The organism is Pseudomonas sp. 22072 (assembly GCF_052046095.1).
GTDB classification, from domain to species: domain Bacteria; phylum Pseudomonadota; class Gammaproteobacteria; order Pseudomonadales; family Pseudomonadaceae; genus Aquipseudomonas; species Aquipseudomonas paracarnis.
The window spans coordinates 24,254-37,916 of record NZ_JBQEQE010000008.1 but is presented as its reverse complement, the minus strand read 5'-3'; the positions used below and the strand labels follow the sequence as shown (position 1 = coordinate 37,916).

At 59.9% G+C, this 13,663-nt stretch carries 16 protein-coding genes and 1 pseudogene; 13 read left to right on the top strand and 4 right to left on the bottom strand.

Going from position 1 to position 13,663, the window contains the following annotated elements:
• Positions 1-111 precede the first annotated feature (111 nt).
• The 3 genes from pabB (at position 112) to ACTJLA_RS10535 (ending at position 2,347) form a co-directional block, all read left to right on the top strand.
• Complete coding sequence (pabB, locus tag ACTJLA_RS10545; protein WP_314546851.1) at positions 112-1,455, top strand: aminodeoxychorismate synthase component I; 1,344 nt, start codon at positions 112-114, stop codon at positions 1,453-1,455.
• Positions 1,456-1,682: 227 nt separating this feature from the next.
• The gene (locus ACTJLA_RS10540) at positions 1,683-1,985 is read left to right on the top strand and encodes a type II toxin-antitoxin system HigB family toxin (protein ID WP_034128346.1); all 303 of its coding nucleotides are present in this window, start codon (positions 1,683-1,685) and stop codon (positions 1,983-1,985) included.
• Complete coding sequence (locus ACTJLA_RS10535) at positions 1,985-2,347, top strand: helix-turn-helix domain-containing protein (RefSeq protein ID WP_034128345.1); 363 nt, start codon at positions 1,985-1,987, stop codon at positions 2,345-2,347. Before ACTJLA_RS10540 ends, ACTJLA_RS10535 begins: the two co-directional genes overlap by 1 nt.
• A gap of 120 nt (positions 2,348-2,467) precedes the next feature.
• Here ACTJLA_RS10535 and thrH read toward each other — a convergent pair whose 3' ends face one another.
• A complete protein-coding gene (gene thrH, locus ACTJLA_RS10530; RefSeq protein WP_014719505.1) occupies positions 2,468-3,085 on the bottom strand; it encodes a bifunctional phosphoserine phosphatase/homoserine phosphotransferase ThrH in 618 nt (205 codons plus the stop codon).
• Between the two features lie 151 nt (positions 3,086-3,236).
• On the opposite strand from thrH, the gene ACTJLA_RS10525 reads away from it, so the two are divergent.
• From ACTJLA_RS10525 to ACTJLA_RS10515, 3 genes are all read left to right on the top strand, one after another.
• Positions 3,237-3,971 carry a phosphoadenylyl-sulfate reductase gene (locus ACTJLA_RS10525; protein ID WP_314546847.1) on the top strand — a complete coding sequence of 245 codons (735 nt, stop codon included), beginning with the start codon at positions 3,237-3,239 and terminating at the stop codon, positions 3,969-3,971.
• Between the two features lie 418 nt (positions 3,972-4,389).
• Positions 4,390-5,919 carry an NCS1 family nucleobase:cation symporter-1 gene (locus tag ACTJLA_RS10520; protein WP_314546844.1) on the top strand — a complete coding sequence of 510 codons (1,530 nt, stop codon included), beginning with the start codon at positions 4,390-4,392 and terminating at the stop codon, positions 5,917-5,919.
• 13 nt (positions 5,920-5,932) lie between these two features.
• The gene (locus ACTJLA_RS10515) at positions 5,933-6,661 is read left to right on the top strand and encodes an aspartate/glutamate racemase family protein (protein ID WP_054897200.1); all 729 of its coding nucleotides are present in this window, start codon (positions 5,933-5,935) and stop codon (positions 6,659-6,661) included.
• Positions 6,662-6,737: 76 nt separating this feature from the next.
• Here the strand turns inward: ACTJLA_RS10515 and ACTJLA_RS10510 are convergent, their stop codons facing one another.
• Positions 6,738-7,661 (bottom strand): LysR family transcriptional regulator, encoded by a 924-nt coding sequence (locus ACTJLA_RS10510; RefSeq protein WP_054897201.1) that lies wholly within the window; start codon positions 7,659-7,661, stop codon positions 6,738-6,740.
• 107 nt (positions 7,662-7,768) lie between these two features.
• On the opposite strand from ACTJLA_RS10510, the gene ACTJLA_RS10505 reads away from it, so the two are divergent.
• Positions 7,769-8,515 carry a 3-oxoacyl-ACP reductase family protein gene (locus tag ACTJLA_RS10505; protein WP_054897202.1) on the top strand — a complete coding sequence of 249 codons (747 nt, stop codon included), beginning with the start codon at positions 7,769-7,771 and terminating at the stop codon, positions 8,513-8,515.
• A 129-nt stretch (positions 8,516-8,644) separates the two neighbouring features.
• Here the strand turns inward: ACTJLA_RS10505 and ACTJLA_RS10500 are convergent, their stop codons facing one another.
• A complete protein-coding gene (locus tag ACTJLA_RS10500; RefSeq protein ID WP_054897203.1) occupies positions 8,645-9,331 on the bottom strand; it encodes an HAD-IA family hydrolase in 687 nt (228 codons plus the stop codon).
• 224 nt (positions 9,332-9,555) lie between these two features.
• On the opposite strand from ACTJLA_RS10500, the pseudogene ACTJLA_RS10495 reads away from it, so the two are divergent.
• From ACTJLA_RS10495 to ACTJLA_RS10485, 3 genes and pseudogenes are all read left to right on the top strand, one after another.
• Positions 9,556-9,807, top strand: a pseudogene (locus ACTJLA_RS10495) (type II toxin-antitoxin system RelE family toxin); the annotation flags it as partial.
• Positions 9,791-10,117, top strand: coding sequence for a helix-turn-helix domain-containing protein (locus tag ACTJLA_RS10490; protein ID WP_014719512.1), 327 nt, complete (start codon positions 9,791-9,793; stop codon positions 10,115-10,117). The pseudogene ACTJLA_RS10495 and the gene ACTJLA_RS10490, both read left to right, overlap by 17 nt.
• A gap of 51 nt (positions 10,118-10,168) precedes the next feature.
• Entirely contained in the window at positions 10,169-10,525 is a 357-nt protein-coding gene (locus tag ACTJLA_RS10485; RefSeq protein WP_014719513.1) for a DUF2784 domain-containing protein, read from the top strand.
• On the opposite strand, the gene ACTJLA_RS10480 is transcribed toward ACTJLA_RS10485, so the two are convergent.
• On the bottom strand, positions 10,512-11,480 hold the full coding sequence (locus tag ACTJLA_RS10480; protein WP_181124867.1) for an NAD-dependent epimerase/dehydratase family protein: 969 nt from the start codon (positions 11,478-11,480) through the stop codon (positions 10,512-10,514). The two genes, ACTJLA_RS10485 and ACTJLA_RS10480, sit on opposite strands and share 14 nt — an antisense overlap.
• A gap of 94 nt (positions 11,481-11,574) precedes the next feature.
• On the opposite strand from ACTJLA_RS10480, the gene ACTJLA_RS10475 reads away from it, so the two are divergent.
• From ACTJLA_RS10475 to ACTJLA_RS10465, 3 genes are all read left to right on the top strand, one after another.
• Positions 11,575-12,459, top strand: coding sequence for a LysR family transcriptional regulator (locus ACTJLA_RS10475; protein WP_054920598.1), 885 nt, complete (start codon positions 11,575-11,577; stop codon positions 12,457-12,459).
• Positions 12,460-12,512: 53 nt separating this feature from the next.
• Positions 12,513-13,091 (top strand): DUF4337 domain-containing protein, encoded by a 579-nt coding sequence (locus tag ACTJLA_RS10470; RefSeq protein ID WP_003193347.1) that lies wholly within the window; start codon positions 12,513-12,515, stop codon positions 13,089-13,091.
• Positions 13,092-13,269: 178 nt separating this feature from the next.
• Positions 13,270-13,605, top strand: coding sequence for a hypothetical protein (locus ACTJLA_RS10465; RefSeq protein WP_003193349.1), 336 nt, complete (start codon positions 13,270-13,272; stop codon positions 13,603-13,605).
• Positions 13,606-13,663: the final 58 nt, after the last annotated feature.

Below are 13,663 nucleotides of genomic sequence, written 5' to 3'. Positions count from 1 at the left end.
TGCCCCTCAGGCTATACCCTCTATCGAGCTATCACCGACATCCCCTCTAGGAGCAAGTCCTACAGAGGACTACAATCCCCTCCCCCCCGCCACTGGCTGATTCACCCTCGCATGTCGACCTGCTCCGTTTACCCCTTACCCTACCGGGCCAACCCCGCCGAGTACTTTGCGGCTATTCGCCATGCGCCTGGCGCGGTGCTGCTCGACAGCGGCCGCCCGGCTGCCGAGCGGGGGCGTTATGACCTGCTCAGCGCCTGGCCCGAAGCGACCTTGACGGTTGGGCCGGATGAACGCGGCAGCGATTTCCTGCAACGCCTGCGCGAGAACCTGGCGCAGTTGGGTGAGGCGGCCCTGCCTGCTGGCGTTGAATTGCCATTTGCCGGCGGTTTGATCGGTTACTTGAGCTATGACTTCGGCCGGCACTTGGAACAGGTCTCGCGCCTGGCCGTGGACGACCTGCATCTGCCGGATGCGCGCCTGGGGCTGTATGCCTGGGCACTGGTCAGCGATCACCTGGCGCACACCAGCCAACTGGTGTTTCACCCGGTGCTGGCCGATAGCGAGCGGCAACGTCTGATCGCCCTGTTCAGTCATGCAACAGGTGACACCCCCACCACCTTCAAGCTCCAGGGCACCATGGCGCGGGACCTCAGCGTGGATGCGTACCAGCAGGCCATCCTGCGTATCCAGGATTACATCCAGGCCGGCGACTGCTACCAGGTCAACTTTGCCCAACGCTTTCGTGCGCCGTGCATCGGCGATCCATGGGCAGCCTACTGCGCGCTGCGCGAAGCCTGCCCGACGCCGTTTTCCGGGTTCCAGAGTTTGCCCGATGACGGCGCGGTGCTGAGCCTGTCGCCGGAGCGCTTCGTGCGCATCAGCGAAGGCCAGGTCGAAACCCGCCCGATCAAGGGCACCCGCCCTCGCGGTTTAACACCGGAAGAGGACGCTGCCAACGCCGCTGAGCTGCTCGCCAGCCCCAAGGACCGCGCAGAAAACCTGATGATCGTTGACCTGCTGCGCAACGACCTCGGCCGCAGTTGCCGAATCGGCTCGGTGAACGTGCCGGAACTGTTCAGCCTGGAAAGCTACCCCAACGTGCACCACCTGGTGAGCAGTGTCACTGGCATATTGGCTGACGACAAAGACGCCCTCGACCTGATCGCCGGCAGCTTCCCTGGCGGCTCCATTACCGGCGCGCCGAAGATTCGCGCCATGCAGATCATCGATGAGCTGGAGCCCACCCGCCGCGGGTTGTATTGCGGCTCGCTGGTGTACCTGGACGTGCGCGGCGAAATGGACAGCTCCATCGCGATTCGCAGCTTGCTGGTCAAGGATGGGCAGGTGTGTTGCTGGGGTGGCGGCGGGATTGTGGCGGATTCGCAGTGGCAGGCGGAGTATCAGGAGTCGCTGACAAAGGTGCGTGTGTTGTTACAAACGTTGGAAAATCTGTAGGGCACAGCCCCTTCCTAGCGTTCGAGTAGAACGCCATGCGATAGAAAAAGCCTGAATCAGAACCGCTGTGGACGGGATAGACGCTTGCAGATAGCGTCCGGAGCGACCGTCCACCCGCCACCTGTGAAGGATCACATGAAGCGACTACCTCCTCGTCTGGAAATATTTCCGAGTTTGCCTATCCACGCAATCGCACCTATGATCTCCCAAAACGGGAGGTTGAAGCGATGCGGATAATCGCTCTATCTACCCTACGAATATTCTGGGAAAGCCATTCAGCTTATAGCGACGCCAGAACACCGCTGGTCGAGTTGTATCGGCACATGGAAAAGGCCAATTATCCAACACCGCAAGCACTCAAGGCCGAACTCAGAACAGCGAGCATTCTTAAGGGTGGCAGGGTCGTGTTCAACGTTGGCGGCAACAAGTATCGAGTGATCATGGCGATCGACTACCAGCGACAACTAGGGTTTATACGGTTCGTGGGGACCCACGCTCAGTACGACCAGATCAACGCGGAGACTGCGTGATGAACATCAAACCTATTCACTCCCAGGAAGACCTGACTGCGGCACTCGTACGAGTCGAGCAGGTATGGGGAGCACCACCCGGCTCGCCTGAAGGTGATGAGCTGGAAATCCTGGCAGTCCTCATCGAGAAGTACGAAGCCGAGCATTACCCCATGCCCCCTTCGGATCCGGTAGAGGCTATCAAGTTTCGCATGGAGCAATTGGGCATGACCGCCCGCGATCTGGAGCCGTTTATCGGCACCAGTGGGCGGGTGTCAGAGGTGCTGAACCACAAGCGCAAGCTGAGCCTGTCGATGATCAAGCGTCTGCATGAAGGCTTGCGTATTCCTTATGAGCGCTTGCTGGCCGAGGGTAAGGTGTGACGGCGCCGACGCCATCGCAGGCAAGCCCGACTCCCACAGTTGACCGCGTCGTTTGACGTTACATGGTCAAAGGTGGGAGCTGGCTTGCCTGCGATGGGGCAATCAGCCGCGCCGCATAATTTACAGGCTCAACTGCCGATTCGACGCCTTGATAAACTCTTTCTTCAGGTCTTCAAACGTATGCACCGCCGGGAACTGCGGGAATTCGCGAATCACATTGTCCGGCGCATGGAACAGAATCCCACGGTCAGCTTCACCCAGCATGCTGGTGTCGTTGTAGGAATCACCGGCAGCGATCACGCGGTAGTAGAGCGTCTTGAATGCCAGCACCGATTGGCGCTTGGGGTCTTTCTGGCGCAGTTGGTAGCTCACCACCCGATCGTTTTCATCGGTGATCAAGCGGTGGCAAAGCAAGGTCGGGAAACCCAGCTGACGCATCAGCGGCTGGGAGAACTCATAGAAGGTGTCGGACAGGATCACCACCTGGAAGCGCTCGCGCAGCCAATTGACGAACTCAATGGCGCCGTCCAGCGGCTTGAGCGTGGCGATAACGGCCTGGATATCGGCCAGCTTGAGCCCATGCTCGTCGAGGATGCGCAGGCGCTGTTGCATCAGCACGTCGTAGTCGGGGATGTCACGGGTGGTGGCCCGCAGGGACTCAATGCCGGTTTTCTCGGCAAAGGCGATCCAGATTTCCGGAACCAGTACCCCTTCCAGGTCAAGGCAGGCAATTTCCACACGACACTCCTGTTAGATATTGTTAGTTGAGCGAGCAAAAGGACTGGCGAACTCTAGCGACTCAAGCCCGCCGCCGCAACGCGGGACAGTTTTTGATACCATCGCCCTCCTAGAGAGCGCTCAGCGCCACTGACCTGTAGGAACCGTCCTGATGAACCAAGCCTTCGACGTCGTTGAACTCGCCACGACTTATGCCAACAAGTCTGCCCAGGACATTCTCAAGCTGGCGTTCAGCCAGTTCGGCGATGACTTGTGGATTTCCTTCAGCGGTGCCGAGGATGTGGTCCTTGTGGACATGGCCTGGAAGCTGAACAAGAACGTCAAGGTGTTCAGCCTCGACACCGGCCGCCTGCATCCGGAGACCTACCGGTTTATCGAGCAGGTGCGTGAGTTCTACAAGATCGACATCGAGCTGATCTCGCCAGACCCGAGCAAGCTGGAGCCCTTCGTCAAAGAGAAAGGCCTGTTCAGCTTCTATAAGGACGGCCATGGCGAATGCTGCGGCATCCGCAAGATCGAACCGCTGCGCCGCAAACTCGCAGGCGTCAGCGCCTGGGCCACCGGCCAGCGCCGCGACCAGAGCCCCGGCACTCGCGGCCAGGTGGCGGCGCTGGAAATCGACACGGCGTTCTCCACACCGGAACGCACCCTGTACAAGTTCAACCCGCTGGCGCAGATGACCAGCGAAGAGGTCTGGAGCTACATCCGCATGCTGGAGCTGCCGTACAACAGCCTGCATGAGCGCGGCTTCATCAGCATCGGCTGCGAGCCCTGCACCCGGCCGGTACTGCCCCGCCAGCATGAGCGCGAAGGCCGCTGGTGGTGGGAAGAAGCCACGCAGAAGGAATGCGGGCTGCATGCGGGGAATATCATCAGCAAGGCTTGAGCCTCCGATGCCACCGCCTCTGTAGGAGCGAGCTTGCTCGCTCCTACATAACGCGATATTTGCTTTGGGGGTCGGGTAAACCTGTACACAACCTTGTAACCATAGGTGCCATTTTTGTGTGCAACTTAATGTACAACGCACCAAAACGTAACATCTCCCTGCGCCAATGGCGCTGCATATAAATAACCCTGCAATTAATGAAAAAATAAATACCTGTTCAAACGGTCAACTTATAGTGCCCGTAATTCAGTAAGTTATTCGCGACCTATATAAAAACGAAATTAGCCAAGATTTTCATATATCGAGAATTGGCACGCATATGGCTTAGGCAGAAGTGCGCTTTGTATACAATCAATACAAAACCTACATACACTTTGTCATCCGCCGCTTTGCTGCAGATGCGCTGGAGCCTGCCGGAATGCGTACAAGTCTCTCGAACACCCTCGCACTGGATCTGCCCTCCTCCCCGTTAAACCCTGCGGCCGCCGGCCCCGGCCCGCTGGTACTCAGCCCGCGCCTGCACAACAAGGACCTGGCGCCCACCAAAGTTGAAGGCCGACGCTGGGGGCGCTATAGCATCTTTGCGCTGTGGACCAATGACGTGCACAACATCGCCAACTATTCATTCGCCATTGGGCTCTATGCCCTGGGCCTGGGCGGCTGGCAAATATTGCTGTCCCTGGGGATCGGCGCAGCACTGGTGTACTTCTTCATGAACTTGTCGGGCTACATGGGGCAGAAGACCGGTGTGCCGTTTCCGGTTATCAGCCGCATCAGTTTTGGCATTCATGGGGCGCAGATTCCGGCGTTGATTCGGGCGGTAATTGCGATTGCCTGGTTTGGGATCCAGACCTACCTGGCCTCGGTAGTTTTCCGCGTGCTGCTGACCGCCATTCATCCAGGCTTTGCCGATTATGACCACGACTCGATTCTCGGCCTGTCGACCCTGGGCTGGGCGTGTTTTGTGGCGATCTGGCTGGTGCAGTTGGTGATCCTCGCCTATGGCATGGAAATGGTACGTCGCTATGAAGGCTTCGCCGGGCCGGTGATACTGCTGACCGTGGCCGCACTGGCCGGCTGGATGTACTTCCAGGCGAACGGGCAGATCGCCTGGTCGATCCGCGAGCCCCTGAGTGGCGGCGAGATGTGGCGCAATATCTTTGCCGGCGGCGCGCTGTGGCTGGCCATCTACGGCACCCTGATCCTCAATTTCTGCGACTTCGCGCGTTCATCGCCGTGCCGCAAGACCATCCAGGTCGGGAACTTCTGGGGCCTGCCGGTCAATATCCTGGTGTTCGCCGCAATTACCGTGCTGCTGTGCGGCGGACAGTTCCAGCTCAATGGCCGCGTGATCGAAAGCCCGACCGAAATCATCGCGGCGATCCCCAACACCTTTTTTCTGGTGCTCGGCTGCCTCGCTTTCCTGATCGTCACCGTGGCGGTGAACATCATGGCCAACTTCGTCGCCCCGGCCTTTGTACTGAGCAACCTGGCGCCCAAGTACCTGAACTTCCGGCGCGCCGGGTTGATCAGCGCCTTCGTTGCCGTGCTGATCCTGCCGTGGAACCTCTATAACAGCCCACTGGTGATCGTGTACTTCCTCTCTGGCCTCGGCGCGCTGCTGGGGCCGTTGTACGGGGTGATCATGGTCGATTACTGGCTGATTCGTAGAAGCCAGGTGGATGTACCGCAGTTGTACAGCGAAGACCCCCAAGGCATTTATTACTACAGCCGCGGGGTGAATATGCGTGCGGTGGCCGCGTTCATTCCGGCGGCAGTGATCGCCATCCTGCTGGCGCTGTTGCCGGGGTTTGCCAGCGTCTCGCCGTTTTCCTGGTTGTTTGGCGCCGGCATTGCCGGGTTGCTGTACCTGCTGATTGCCAAGCGTCAACCGCACTACGCCGATGTCAGCGGCGAAAGCATTGCCGTCGATAACGTCAGTCATTAAACAAGGACTTTCCATGCGTATCCTCGTGGTCAACGTCAACACCACTGAATCCATCACCGACACCATTGCCCAGCAAGCACGGGCCGTGGCTTCACCGGGCACCGAGATTGTCGGGCTCACCCCGTACTTCGGCGCAGAATCGGTGGAAGGCAACTTTGAAAGCTATCTGGCAGCCATCGCCGTGATGGATCGGGTAATGGCCTACGACCAGCCCTTTGATGCGGTGATCCAGGCCGGCTATGGCGAACATGGCCGTGAAGGCCTGCAGGAACTGCTCAATGTACCGGTGGTGGATATCACCGAAGCGGCGGCCAGCACCGCGATGTTCCTGGGGCACGCCTACTCGGTGGTGACCACCCTGGACCGCACGGTGCCGCTGATTGAAGACCGGCTGAAACTCGCCGGCCTCTACCAGCGTTGCGCTTCGGTGCGCGCCAGCGGCATGGCGGTGCTGGAGCTGGAAGAAGACCCGCTGGGCGCCATGGAGGCCATCGTGCGCCAGGCCGAACTGGCCATCCGCGACGACAAGGCCGAGGTGATCTGCCTGGGCTGCGGCGGCATGGCAGGGCTGGATGAGCAGATCCGTCAGCGCACCGGGGTTCCGGTGGTGGACGGGGTAACGGCGGCGGTGATGGTGGCCGAGTCGTTGGTGCGGTTGGGGTTGTCGACCTCGAAGGTCAGAACTTATGCGACACCGCGGCCGAAGAAGGTCATCGGCTGGCCGGGCAAATTCGGGCGGTAGACCGATGCGCCTGCATCGCGGGCAAGCCCGGCTCCCACANTGCCCGCGACGGCCACGACTCGATGCAAGGCCCTGCTCAGATAGCACTGAACCGTTGAGCCAGTTTCTGCTCGGCGAACTGCTCAATAATAAAATCCACAAACGCCCGCGTCTTGCCCGGCAGCAATTTATGCTCGGCGTAGTAGATGGAAATATTGCCGTCGTCCACATACCAATCGGGTAACACTCGCACCAACGCACCGCTGTCCAGGAACGGCACCGCCATCGGCATACTCACCAGCGCGATGCCAAGGCCCTGGGCACTGGCGCAGCAAGCGGCTTCGGAGTCGCTCATGGTCATCGCTGGTTTCAGCACTAGAGGGCTGTGCTCGCGCTCACGATGGGTCAGTTGCCATGAACGCACCCGGCCTGTCTGCGGCGAGCGGATCAAGATGCCAAGGCAGTGCGACAGGTCGTCGGGCGCCCGTACCGGCAAGCACCGCGCCAGGTAATCCGGCGACGCCACCAGCACCCGGTGCGCCGGGGTCAACTTGCGCGCAACCACGCCTTGGGGCAGCTCAAACCCGCCGCCAATGGCCGCATCGAAGCCTTGCCCGATCAGGTCGACCTGGCGGTTATCGAAATGCCAGTCCGGGCTGATATCCGGATAGCGCCGCATAAATTCGCCCAGCAACGGCACCACGTACCGGTTACCGAACACTGGCCCCATGCTGACCTTGAGCGTGCCCACCGGCCGCCCTTCGGCACTGGCCAGGTTGGCGACCGCATTCTGGATGGTGGTGAGGCTGCCGCTGACTTCCGCCAGAAACATCTTGCCGGCTTCGGTCAGCGCCAGACGCCGAGTGCTGCGCTGGAACAGCCGCACACCGAGGCGCGCCTCCAACTTGGCAACGCTTTTACCCACCGCAGCCGGGGTCAGGCTCAGGTGCCGAGCAGCCTCGGCAAAGCTGCCACCCTCGGCGCTGCGCACAAAGCATTCGATACTGCCAAAGCTTTCCATATCGCCACACTCTAAACTTTTGGTTTACACAGACTATAGCAACCACGGGCTACCGAGCAGCGCGGGTGAGGTCGATACTCGCTCCATCAACTACCTCGGAGATCGACATGACCACACACAACCTCACCGGCAAAGTCGCCTTGATTCAAGGCGGTTCCCGCGGCATCGGCGCCGCCATCGTCAAGCGCCTCGCCGCCCAGGGGGCAGCGGTTGCCTTTACCTACGTCAGCTCGGCCGCCAAGGCTGAAACACTGCAGAACGAGGTGATCAGCGCAGGGGGGCAGGCTCTGGCGATACACGCCGACAGCGCCGATGCCACGGCGATTCGCGCTGCGGTCAACGCCACGGTCGAGGCGTTTGGACGCCTGGATATCCTGGTGAATAATGCCGGCGTGCTGGCCATCGCGCCGCTGGAAGACTTCAAGCTGGAAGACTTCGACCAGACCCTGGCGATCAACGTACGCAGCGTGTTTATCGCCACCCAGGAAGCCGCCAAACACATGGGTGAAGGCGGCCGCGTGATCAATATCGGCAGCACCAACGCCGAGCGTATGCCGTTCGGTGGCGGCGGCCCTTATGCGATGAGCAAGGCGGCACTGGTGGGGTTGACCAAGGGATTGGCGCGGGATCTGGGGCCACGTGGCATCACCATCAACAACGTGCAGCCTGGGCCGGTGGACACCGATATGAACCCGGCGAACAGTGATTTTGCCGAAAGTCTGATCGGGTTGATGGCGGTAGGTCGGTATGGGCATGTGGAGGAGATTGCCAGTTTTGTGGCCTATCTGGCCGGGCCGGAAGCCGGCTATATCACTGGCGCCAGCCTGACCATCGATGGTGGTTTCAGCGCCTGATTTTGCAAAACCGCAAACCAAATGTGGGAGCGGGCTTGCTCGCGAATACGGTGAGTCAGTTGATAAATCTACTGACTGACACCCTGCATTCGCGAGCAAGCCAGCTCCCACATTTTTGACCGCGCGGGGTCAGGCCATGGGGGGCAAGCCGTAGGCGGCCAAATCAAAGTCGGCGAGCTTGCGAATAATCTGGTCAGCATGCTGGTACTTGCTGTCAGCCATCGCCTCATCGGGCACCGCAATAGCGGTCATGTGCGCAGCCTTCGCGGCCGTCACGCCGAACGGCGAATCTTCGAACACCAGACAATCCTCAGGCGCTACACCCAACCGGCGCGCTGCGGTAAGGAAGATATCCGGCGCGGGCTTGGCAGCACCGACTTCCGGGTCGTCAGCGGTGACGATGGTGTCGAACAGGCCAAACCATTCACGGTGCAGGGTGGTCTTGTGGCCAAACGAATTACGCGATGAACTGGTGCCCACCGCAATCGGAATATTGTGCGCCTTCAAGTGCCGCACCAACGCCTCGGCACCGGGCATGCCCAAGGCCTTGGGAAAGCGCTCGCTCATCAGCGGTTCGCGTATTTCCAGAAACTCGGCGGGCGTGATCGGCAGGTCCAGCGCCTTGACCACGTAATCGGCCAAATCCTGGGCACCCCGCCCGATGATGTGCTGCTTGATGCCCCAGTCGTAGGTACGGCCATAGCGTTCGGCAATGATCTGCGTGACTTCGGTGTAGATGCCTTCGGTATCCAGCAACAACCCGTCCATATCGAAAATCACGGCCTTGATCGGGACAGCGTTACGCGGTGCATTCATCACAACACAACCTTGGGGCGAGGACTAAAAGGATTCAGCACAATAACGGCCCTCGTTGCCTGCAAGCAACCTTCGTGGGCTATCCGTTGATTCATACCACGCAACAGTTTTGCCCGTCGGCGCTGACGGCGGCCGTCTAGGGTTTGAGAGGAAAACGTCATGACCCGTTGACGCGGATCTGAAAATACCGATTGCAAACCTTATAAAAGACTTATTAGCCTCCCCTGAACTCAATCCAATGGACGCGAAAAGCCGTCAAACAATTGCTTCGGTTGCATTCGTATCATCAGCAACAGGTACGCGATGCCGTGTCCGCTCTTGAACACATGCCCGATGCAATCAACGTCAAGGCACTGGTTAACCATCCTCACAGCTATCGCTTGCGGGTTGGTCATTACCGGGTCCTTTTCGACTGGGACGGCAGCACCCAGGTCGTCAGTATCCAAGAGGGTAAAAAACGTGACGAGCGAACCTACTGCCGTACAGATCATCCACAATACGCAGGGCGAGCCAGCCTATGTGGTGATTCCCTATGAACACTATGTGGCGCAGCAAAACGATCCAAACCTGATACCCCATGCGGTAGTCAGCCGCCTGGTGGATGGCGCAACACCTATTCGCGCGTGGCGCGAGCATCTGAGCCTGACCCAGGAAGAAGTCGCCAAACGCCTGGGTATTTCACAATCGGCATTTGCCCAGCAGGAAGCGGTCAGCAAACCCCGCCGCACCACGCGAGAAAAGATAGCCAAAGCGTTCGGTATCAATGCCAGTCAACTGGAGCTATAACGGCGCGCTGCAAAAATTCACGTACCCCTTCACCTCACATCGAGCTCAAACATGCTCTACCGCCTAGCCGCCGACGGCCTCGTGCTGTTCCACCTGGCCTTTATCCTGTTCGTGCTGTTCGGCGGCCTGCTCACCCTGAAGTGGCCCAGGGTAATGTGGCTGCACCTGCCCGCCGTTGCCTGGGGCATCGCGGTGGAGGTGCTGCACCTGCCCTGCCCACTCACCCGTTGGGAAAACCTGTTTCGCCACTTGGCCGGGCAGGATGGTTATGGCGGTGGGTTTATCGAGCATTACATTCTGACGATGATCTACCCAGCCGGGCTGACTGCGAATACTCAATTAGTGCTGGGGGCCGTGGTGGTGGTGGTCAACCTCGCCGTGTATGCACGCCTGATCAAACGCAAGTAGGCAGGCAACCCAGGCCAACCAGGGTGGCCTCCACCGCCTGTTCCAGCGGTGTGTGGGGCTCATGGCCGAGCGTCGCGAGCAGGCGCTGGTTATCCAGGCGCAACGGTGTTTGCCACAGGTAGCGCATCTCCTGCATCTCACGCACGGTGACGACAAAAGGCGCCGCCCAGTTCAACAACCACCAGGGAAACGCGCCGACCCTGGGTTGCTGGCCCGTCCTGCGCAGCACCACACGCTGGATCGTCTTAGCCATCTGCGCACCGTCCGCATCCATGTACCCAGCCATATGAAAGCAGGCGAAGGCGCCAAGACTGGCACGACGCTCAATCAACTCAAGCATTGTACGCGCTACGTCCGGCAGATAAGCCCATTGATGGGCCACGCCGTAATCGCCTGGGTAGCGGATGGTGTGCACCGGTTTGCCGGGTTTGACCAAGCCTTGGGCAAACCAGTTATTGGCCACCCTGGCGCCGAAAAAATCCCCAGCGCGCACAATCACCACCCGGGCGCCCTGAGTGGAAGCGGCTCGCAAGCGCTGCTCCATCTGCACACGGATCGCGCCCTTGCGAGTCAGCGGGTGCTGGGGTGAGTCTTCGTGCAGCACAGGGAATGCATCCGGCCCGAAGTTGTAGACCGTGCCGGGCAGCACGACTGTCGCGCCTTCGCAGATGGCCGCCGCAATGGAGTTGTCGATCATCGGCAACACCCACTCGGCCCATTTGCGATAACCCGGCGGATTGACGCCGTGCACGATTACCGCGCAGCCCCGGGCGGCCGCGATCACGTCGTCGCGATTCAGGGCATCGCCTTTTAGCCACGTAAAAACAGGATTTTGGCTGCGAGCCTTGATCAGATCCCGAGTCAACGCCCGCACCTCCCAGCCCGCCGCGCTCAACTGCCGCGCCACTTCGCCACCAATGCCACCGGTTGCACCCAAAACCAGAACCTTGCTCATCACCCTCTCCCACTGTTGGTTGATGAGGGTATGTTGGATGCGGAACAGCTATAGAGGAATTGCCCAAGAGTATCGAGCCGCTATACATTTATGTATGGCTACGAATATCGGTTGGGAGCTTTACCGGTCATTTCTCGGTGTACTCAAGGAAGGATCGCTGTCGGGGGCCGCACGGCAGCTCGGCATCACCCAACCCACGGTAGGGCGGCACATCGCCGCGCTGGAAACGGCGCTGGGCGTCGTGTTGTTCACCCGCTCGCCCTCAGGCTTATTACCCACTACGGTCGCCCACACACTGCGGGCGCATGCAGAAACCATGGCGCGTACCGCCGCCGCCCTTGAACGCGCCGCCTCGTCCCAAGGCGATGAGGTGCGCGGCGTGGTACGAGTATCGGCCAGTGAAGTGGTGGGTGTGGAGGTACTGCCGCCGATCATCACGCAATTGCACCGGGAACACCCGCACCTGAAGGTGGAACTGGTGCTGACCAACCGCTTGAGCGACCTGCTGCAGCTGGAAGCCGACATTGCCGTGCGCATGGTGCGCCCCAGCCAGGAGCAGCTGCTGGCGCGGCGTATCGGCCTGATCGAAGTCGGCCTGCATGCCCGTGACGATTACCTGCAGCAACACGGCATCCCCCAACACATGCACGACCTGGCCGGCCACTCCGTCATCGGCTTTGATCAAGCCACTGCATTTATCCGCAGCCTGGCAATCAAGGGTTTTGAGCGCAACGCCTTCGCCATCAGTAGCGACAGCGACCTGGCGCAACTGGCAATGATCCGCGCCGGTGCCGGCATCGGTGGGTGCCAGGTACAACTGGCCCAGCGCGACCCACGTCTGCGCCGAGTGCTGCCTGACGGCTTCGCGTTTAAAATGGACACTTGGGTCAGCATGCACGAAGACCTGCGCAACAGCCCACGCTGCCGGGTGACATTCGATGCACTGGTGGCAGGTTTGCAGCGTTACGTACAGGCTTGAGACAGCTGCGCTGGTGAACAATCAGCGCACCTCAATCCGTTCGCGGTCGCCCCATGTCCGAAGCCTTCGAAGTTCCCAGCCCCCACGAAAAACACCTTGAACACACCACCGAGCATGCTCACGGCCGCGGCGATAGCTTTGCCAGTCGTATCGCCGTGATGACCGCGATCATGGCGACCGTCGGTGCCATGCTCAGCTATCAGGCCGGCTCCAGCGAAAGTGAAGCTGCGATGGACAAGAACAACGCCGCCATCATCAAGACCGAAGCCGCTAACCAGTGGAACTACTACCAGGCCAAATCCAGCCGCCAGAACCTGGCAGAACTGGCCAGCCATATTCCCGGCGTGGATGCGGCGCATTACCAGGCGGAGATCGAGCGCTACAAGCGCCAGAAGGAAGAAGTGCGTAAACAGGCCGAAACGCTTGAGGCCACTTCACGGGACTGGGACCACAAATCCGAGGAAGCGCTGCACCAGCACCATCGCTGGGCCCAGGCGATGACGGCGATTCAGATCGCGATTTCATTGGCGGCGATTACCCTGCTCACGCGCAAGGAATGGCTCAAACGCATGTCGTACACCGCCGGCGGGGTGGCGGTGATGTTGGGTGGCCTGGCGTGGCTGCATCTCTGACACGCCGAAGAATAAATGTGGGCGCTGTCGAGCCCCAACCAGGCTGCAATGGGATCACCGCGCAGTACCCGCCAGACTGCGACCCAGCCTCGCTGATTGATTTCAATCTGCCAACTGAGCGCTTAGAGTGTCGCCCCCCCGAGAATTGAATCTCGAGATTGAATTTATGGAGTTATAAGTGAAATACGTCAGTAAAGTCGTTGCAGCAGCCGTACTTGGTTTCACCCTGGCAGGTTGCACCGGCACCGCCATGAAAACCCAGCAATACGACGCCAGCCAATACACCGTCCTCGGCCACAGCGAAGCCAGCGCCACCGGCATCATGCTGCTGGGCGTCATCCCCATCGGCCAGAACAACCGCTTCGTACGCGCCCAGGATGCAGCCATCAAGGCCAAGGGCGGCGACGCGTTGATCAACACACAAGTGCAGGAAAAGTGGTTCTGGGCTTGGGTATTGAACGGCTACACCACCAAAATCTCCGGTGATGTGATCAAGCTGAAAACCGCGCAATAAAGTACGAAATTGCCAGGGCGCTGACCCCGGCAAGCGACGTATCATGGGCCTGACTTTC

What these genes read in the sequence shown, in the direction of transcription:
- pabB (WP_314546851.1), top strand. Translation starts at nt 112, where the DNA reads ATGTCGACCTGCTCCGTTTACCCCTTACCCTACCGGGCCAACCCCGCC.
- ACTJLA_RS10540 (WP_034128346.1), top strand. Translation starts at nt 1,683, where the DNA reads ATGCGGATAATCGCTCTATCTACCCTACGAATATTCTGGGAAAGCCAT.
- ACTJLA_RS10535 (WP_034128345.1), top strand. Translation starts at nt 1,985, where the DNA reads ATGAACATCAAACCTATTCACTCCCAGGAAGACCTGACTGCGGCACTC.
- ACTJLA_RS10525 (WP_314546847.1), top strand. Translation starts at nt 3,237, where the DNA reads ATGAACCAAGCCTTCGACGTCGTTGAACTCGCCACGACTTATGCCAAC.
- ACTJLA_RS10520 (WP_314546844.1), top strand. Translation starts at nt 4,390, where the DNA reads ATGCGTACAAGTCTCTCGAACACCCTCGCACTGGATCTGCCCTCCTCC.
- ACTJLA_RS10515 (WP_054897200.1), top strand. Translation starts at nt 5,933, where the DNA reads ATGCGTATCCTCGTGGTCAACGTCAACACCACTGAATCCATCACCGAC.
- ACTJLA_RS10510 (WP_054897201.1), bottom strand. Translation starts at nt 7,661, where the DNA reads ATGGAAAGCTTTGGCAGTATCGAATGCTTTGTGCGCAGCGCCGAGGGT.
- ACTJLA_RS10505 (WP_054897202.1), top strand. Translation starts at nt 7,769, where the DNA reads ATGACCACACACAACCTCACCGGCAAAGTCGCCTTGATTCAAGGCGGT.
- ACTJLA_RS10500 (WP_054897203.1), bottom strand. Translation starts at nt 9,331, where the DNA reads ATGAATGCACCGCGTAACGCTGTCCCGATCAAGGCCGTGATTTTCGAT.
- ACTJLA_RS10485 (WP_014719513.1), top strand. Translation starts at nt 10,169, where the DNA reads ATGCTCTACCGCCTAGCCGCCGACGGCCTCGTGCTGTTCCACCTGGCC.
- ACTJLA_RS10480 (WP_181124867.1), bottom strand. Translation starts at nt 11,480, where the DNA reads ATGAGCAAGGTTCTGGTTTTGGGTGCAACCGGTGGCATTGGTGGCGAA.
- ACTJLA_RS10475 (WP_054920598.1), top strand. Translation starts at nt 11,575, where the DNA reads ATGGCTACGAATATCGGTTGGGAGCTTTACCGGTCATTTCTCGGTGTA.
- ACTJLA_RS10470 (WP_003193347.1), top strand. Translation starts at nt 12,513, where the DNA reads ATGTCCGAAGCCTTCGAAGTTCCCAGCCCCCACGAAAAACACCTTGAA.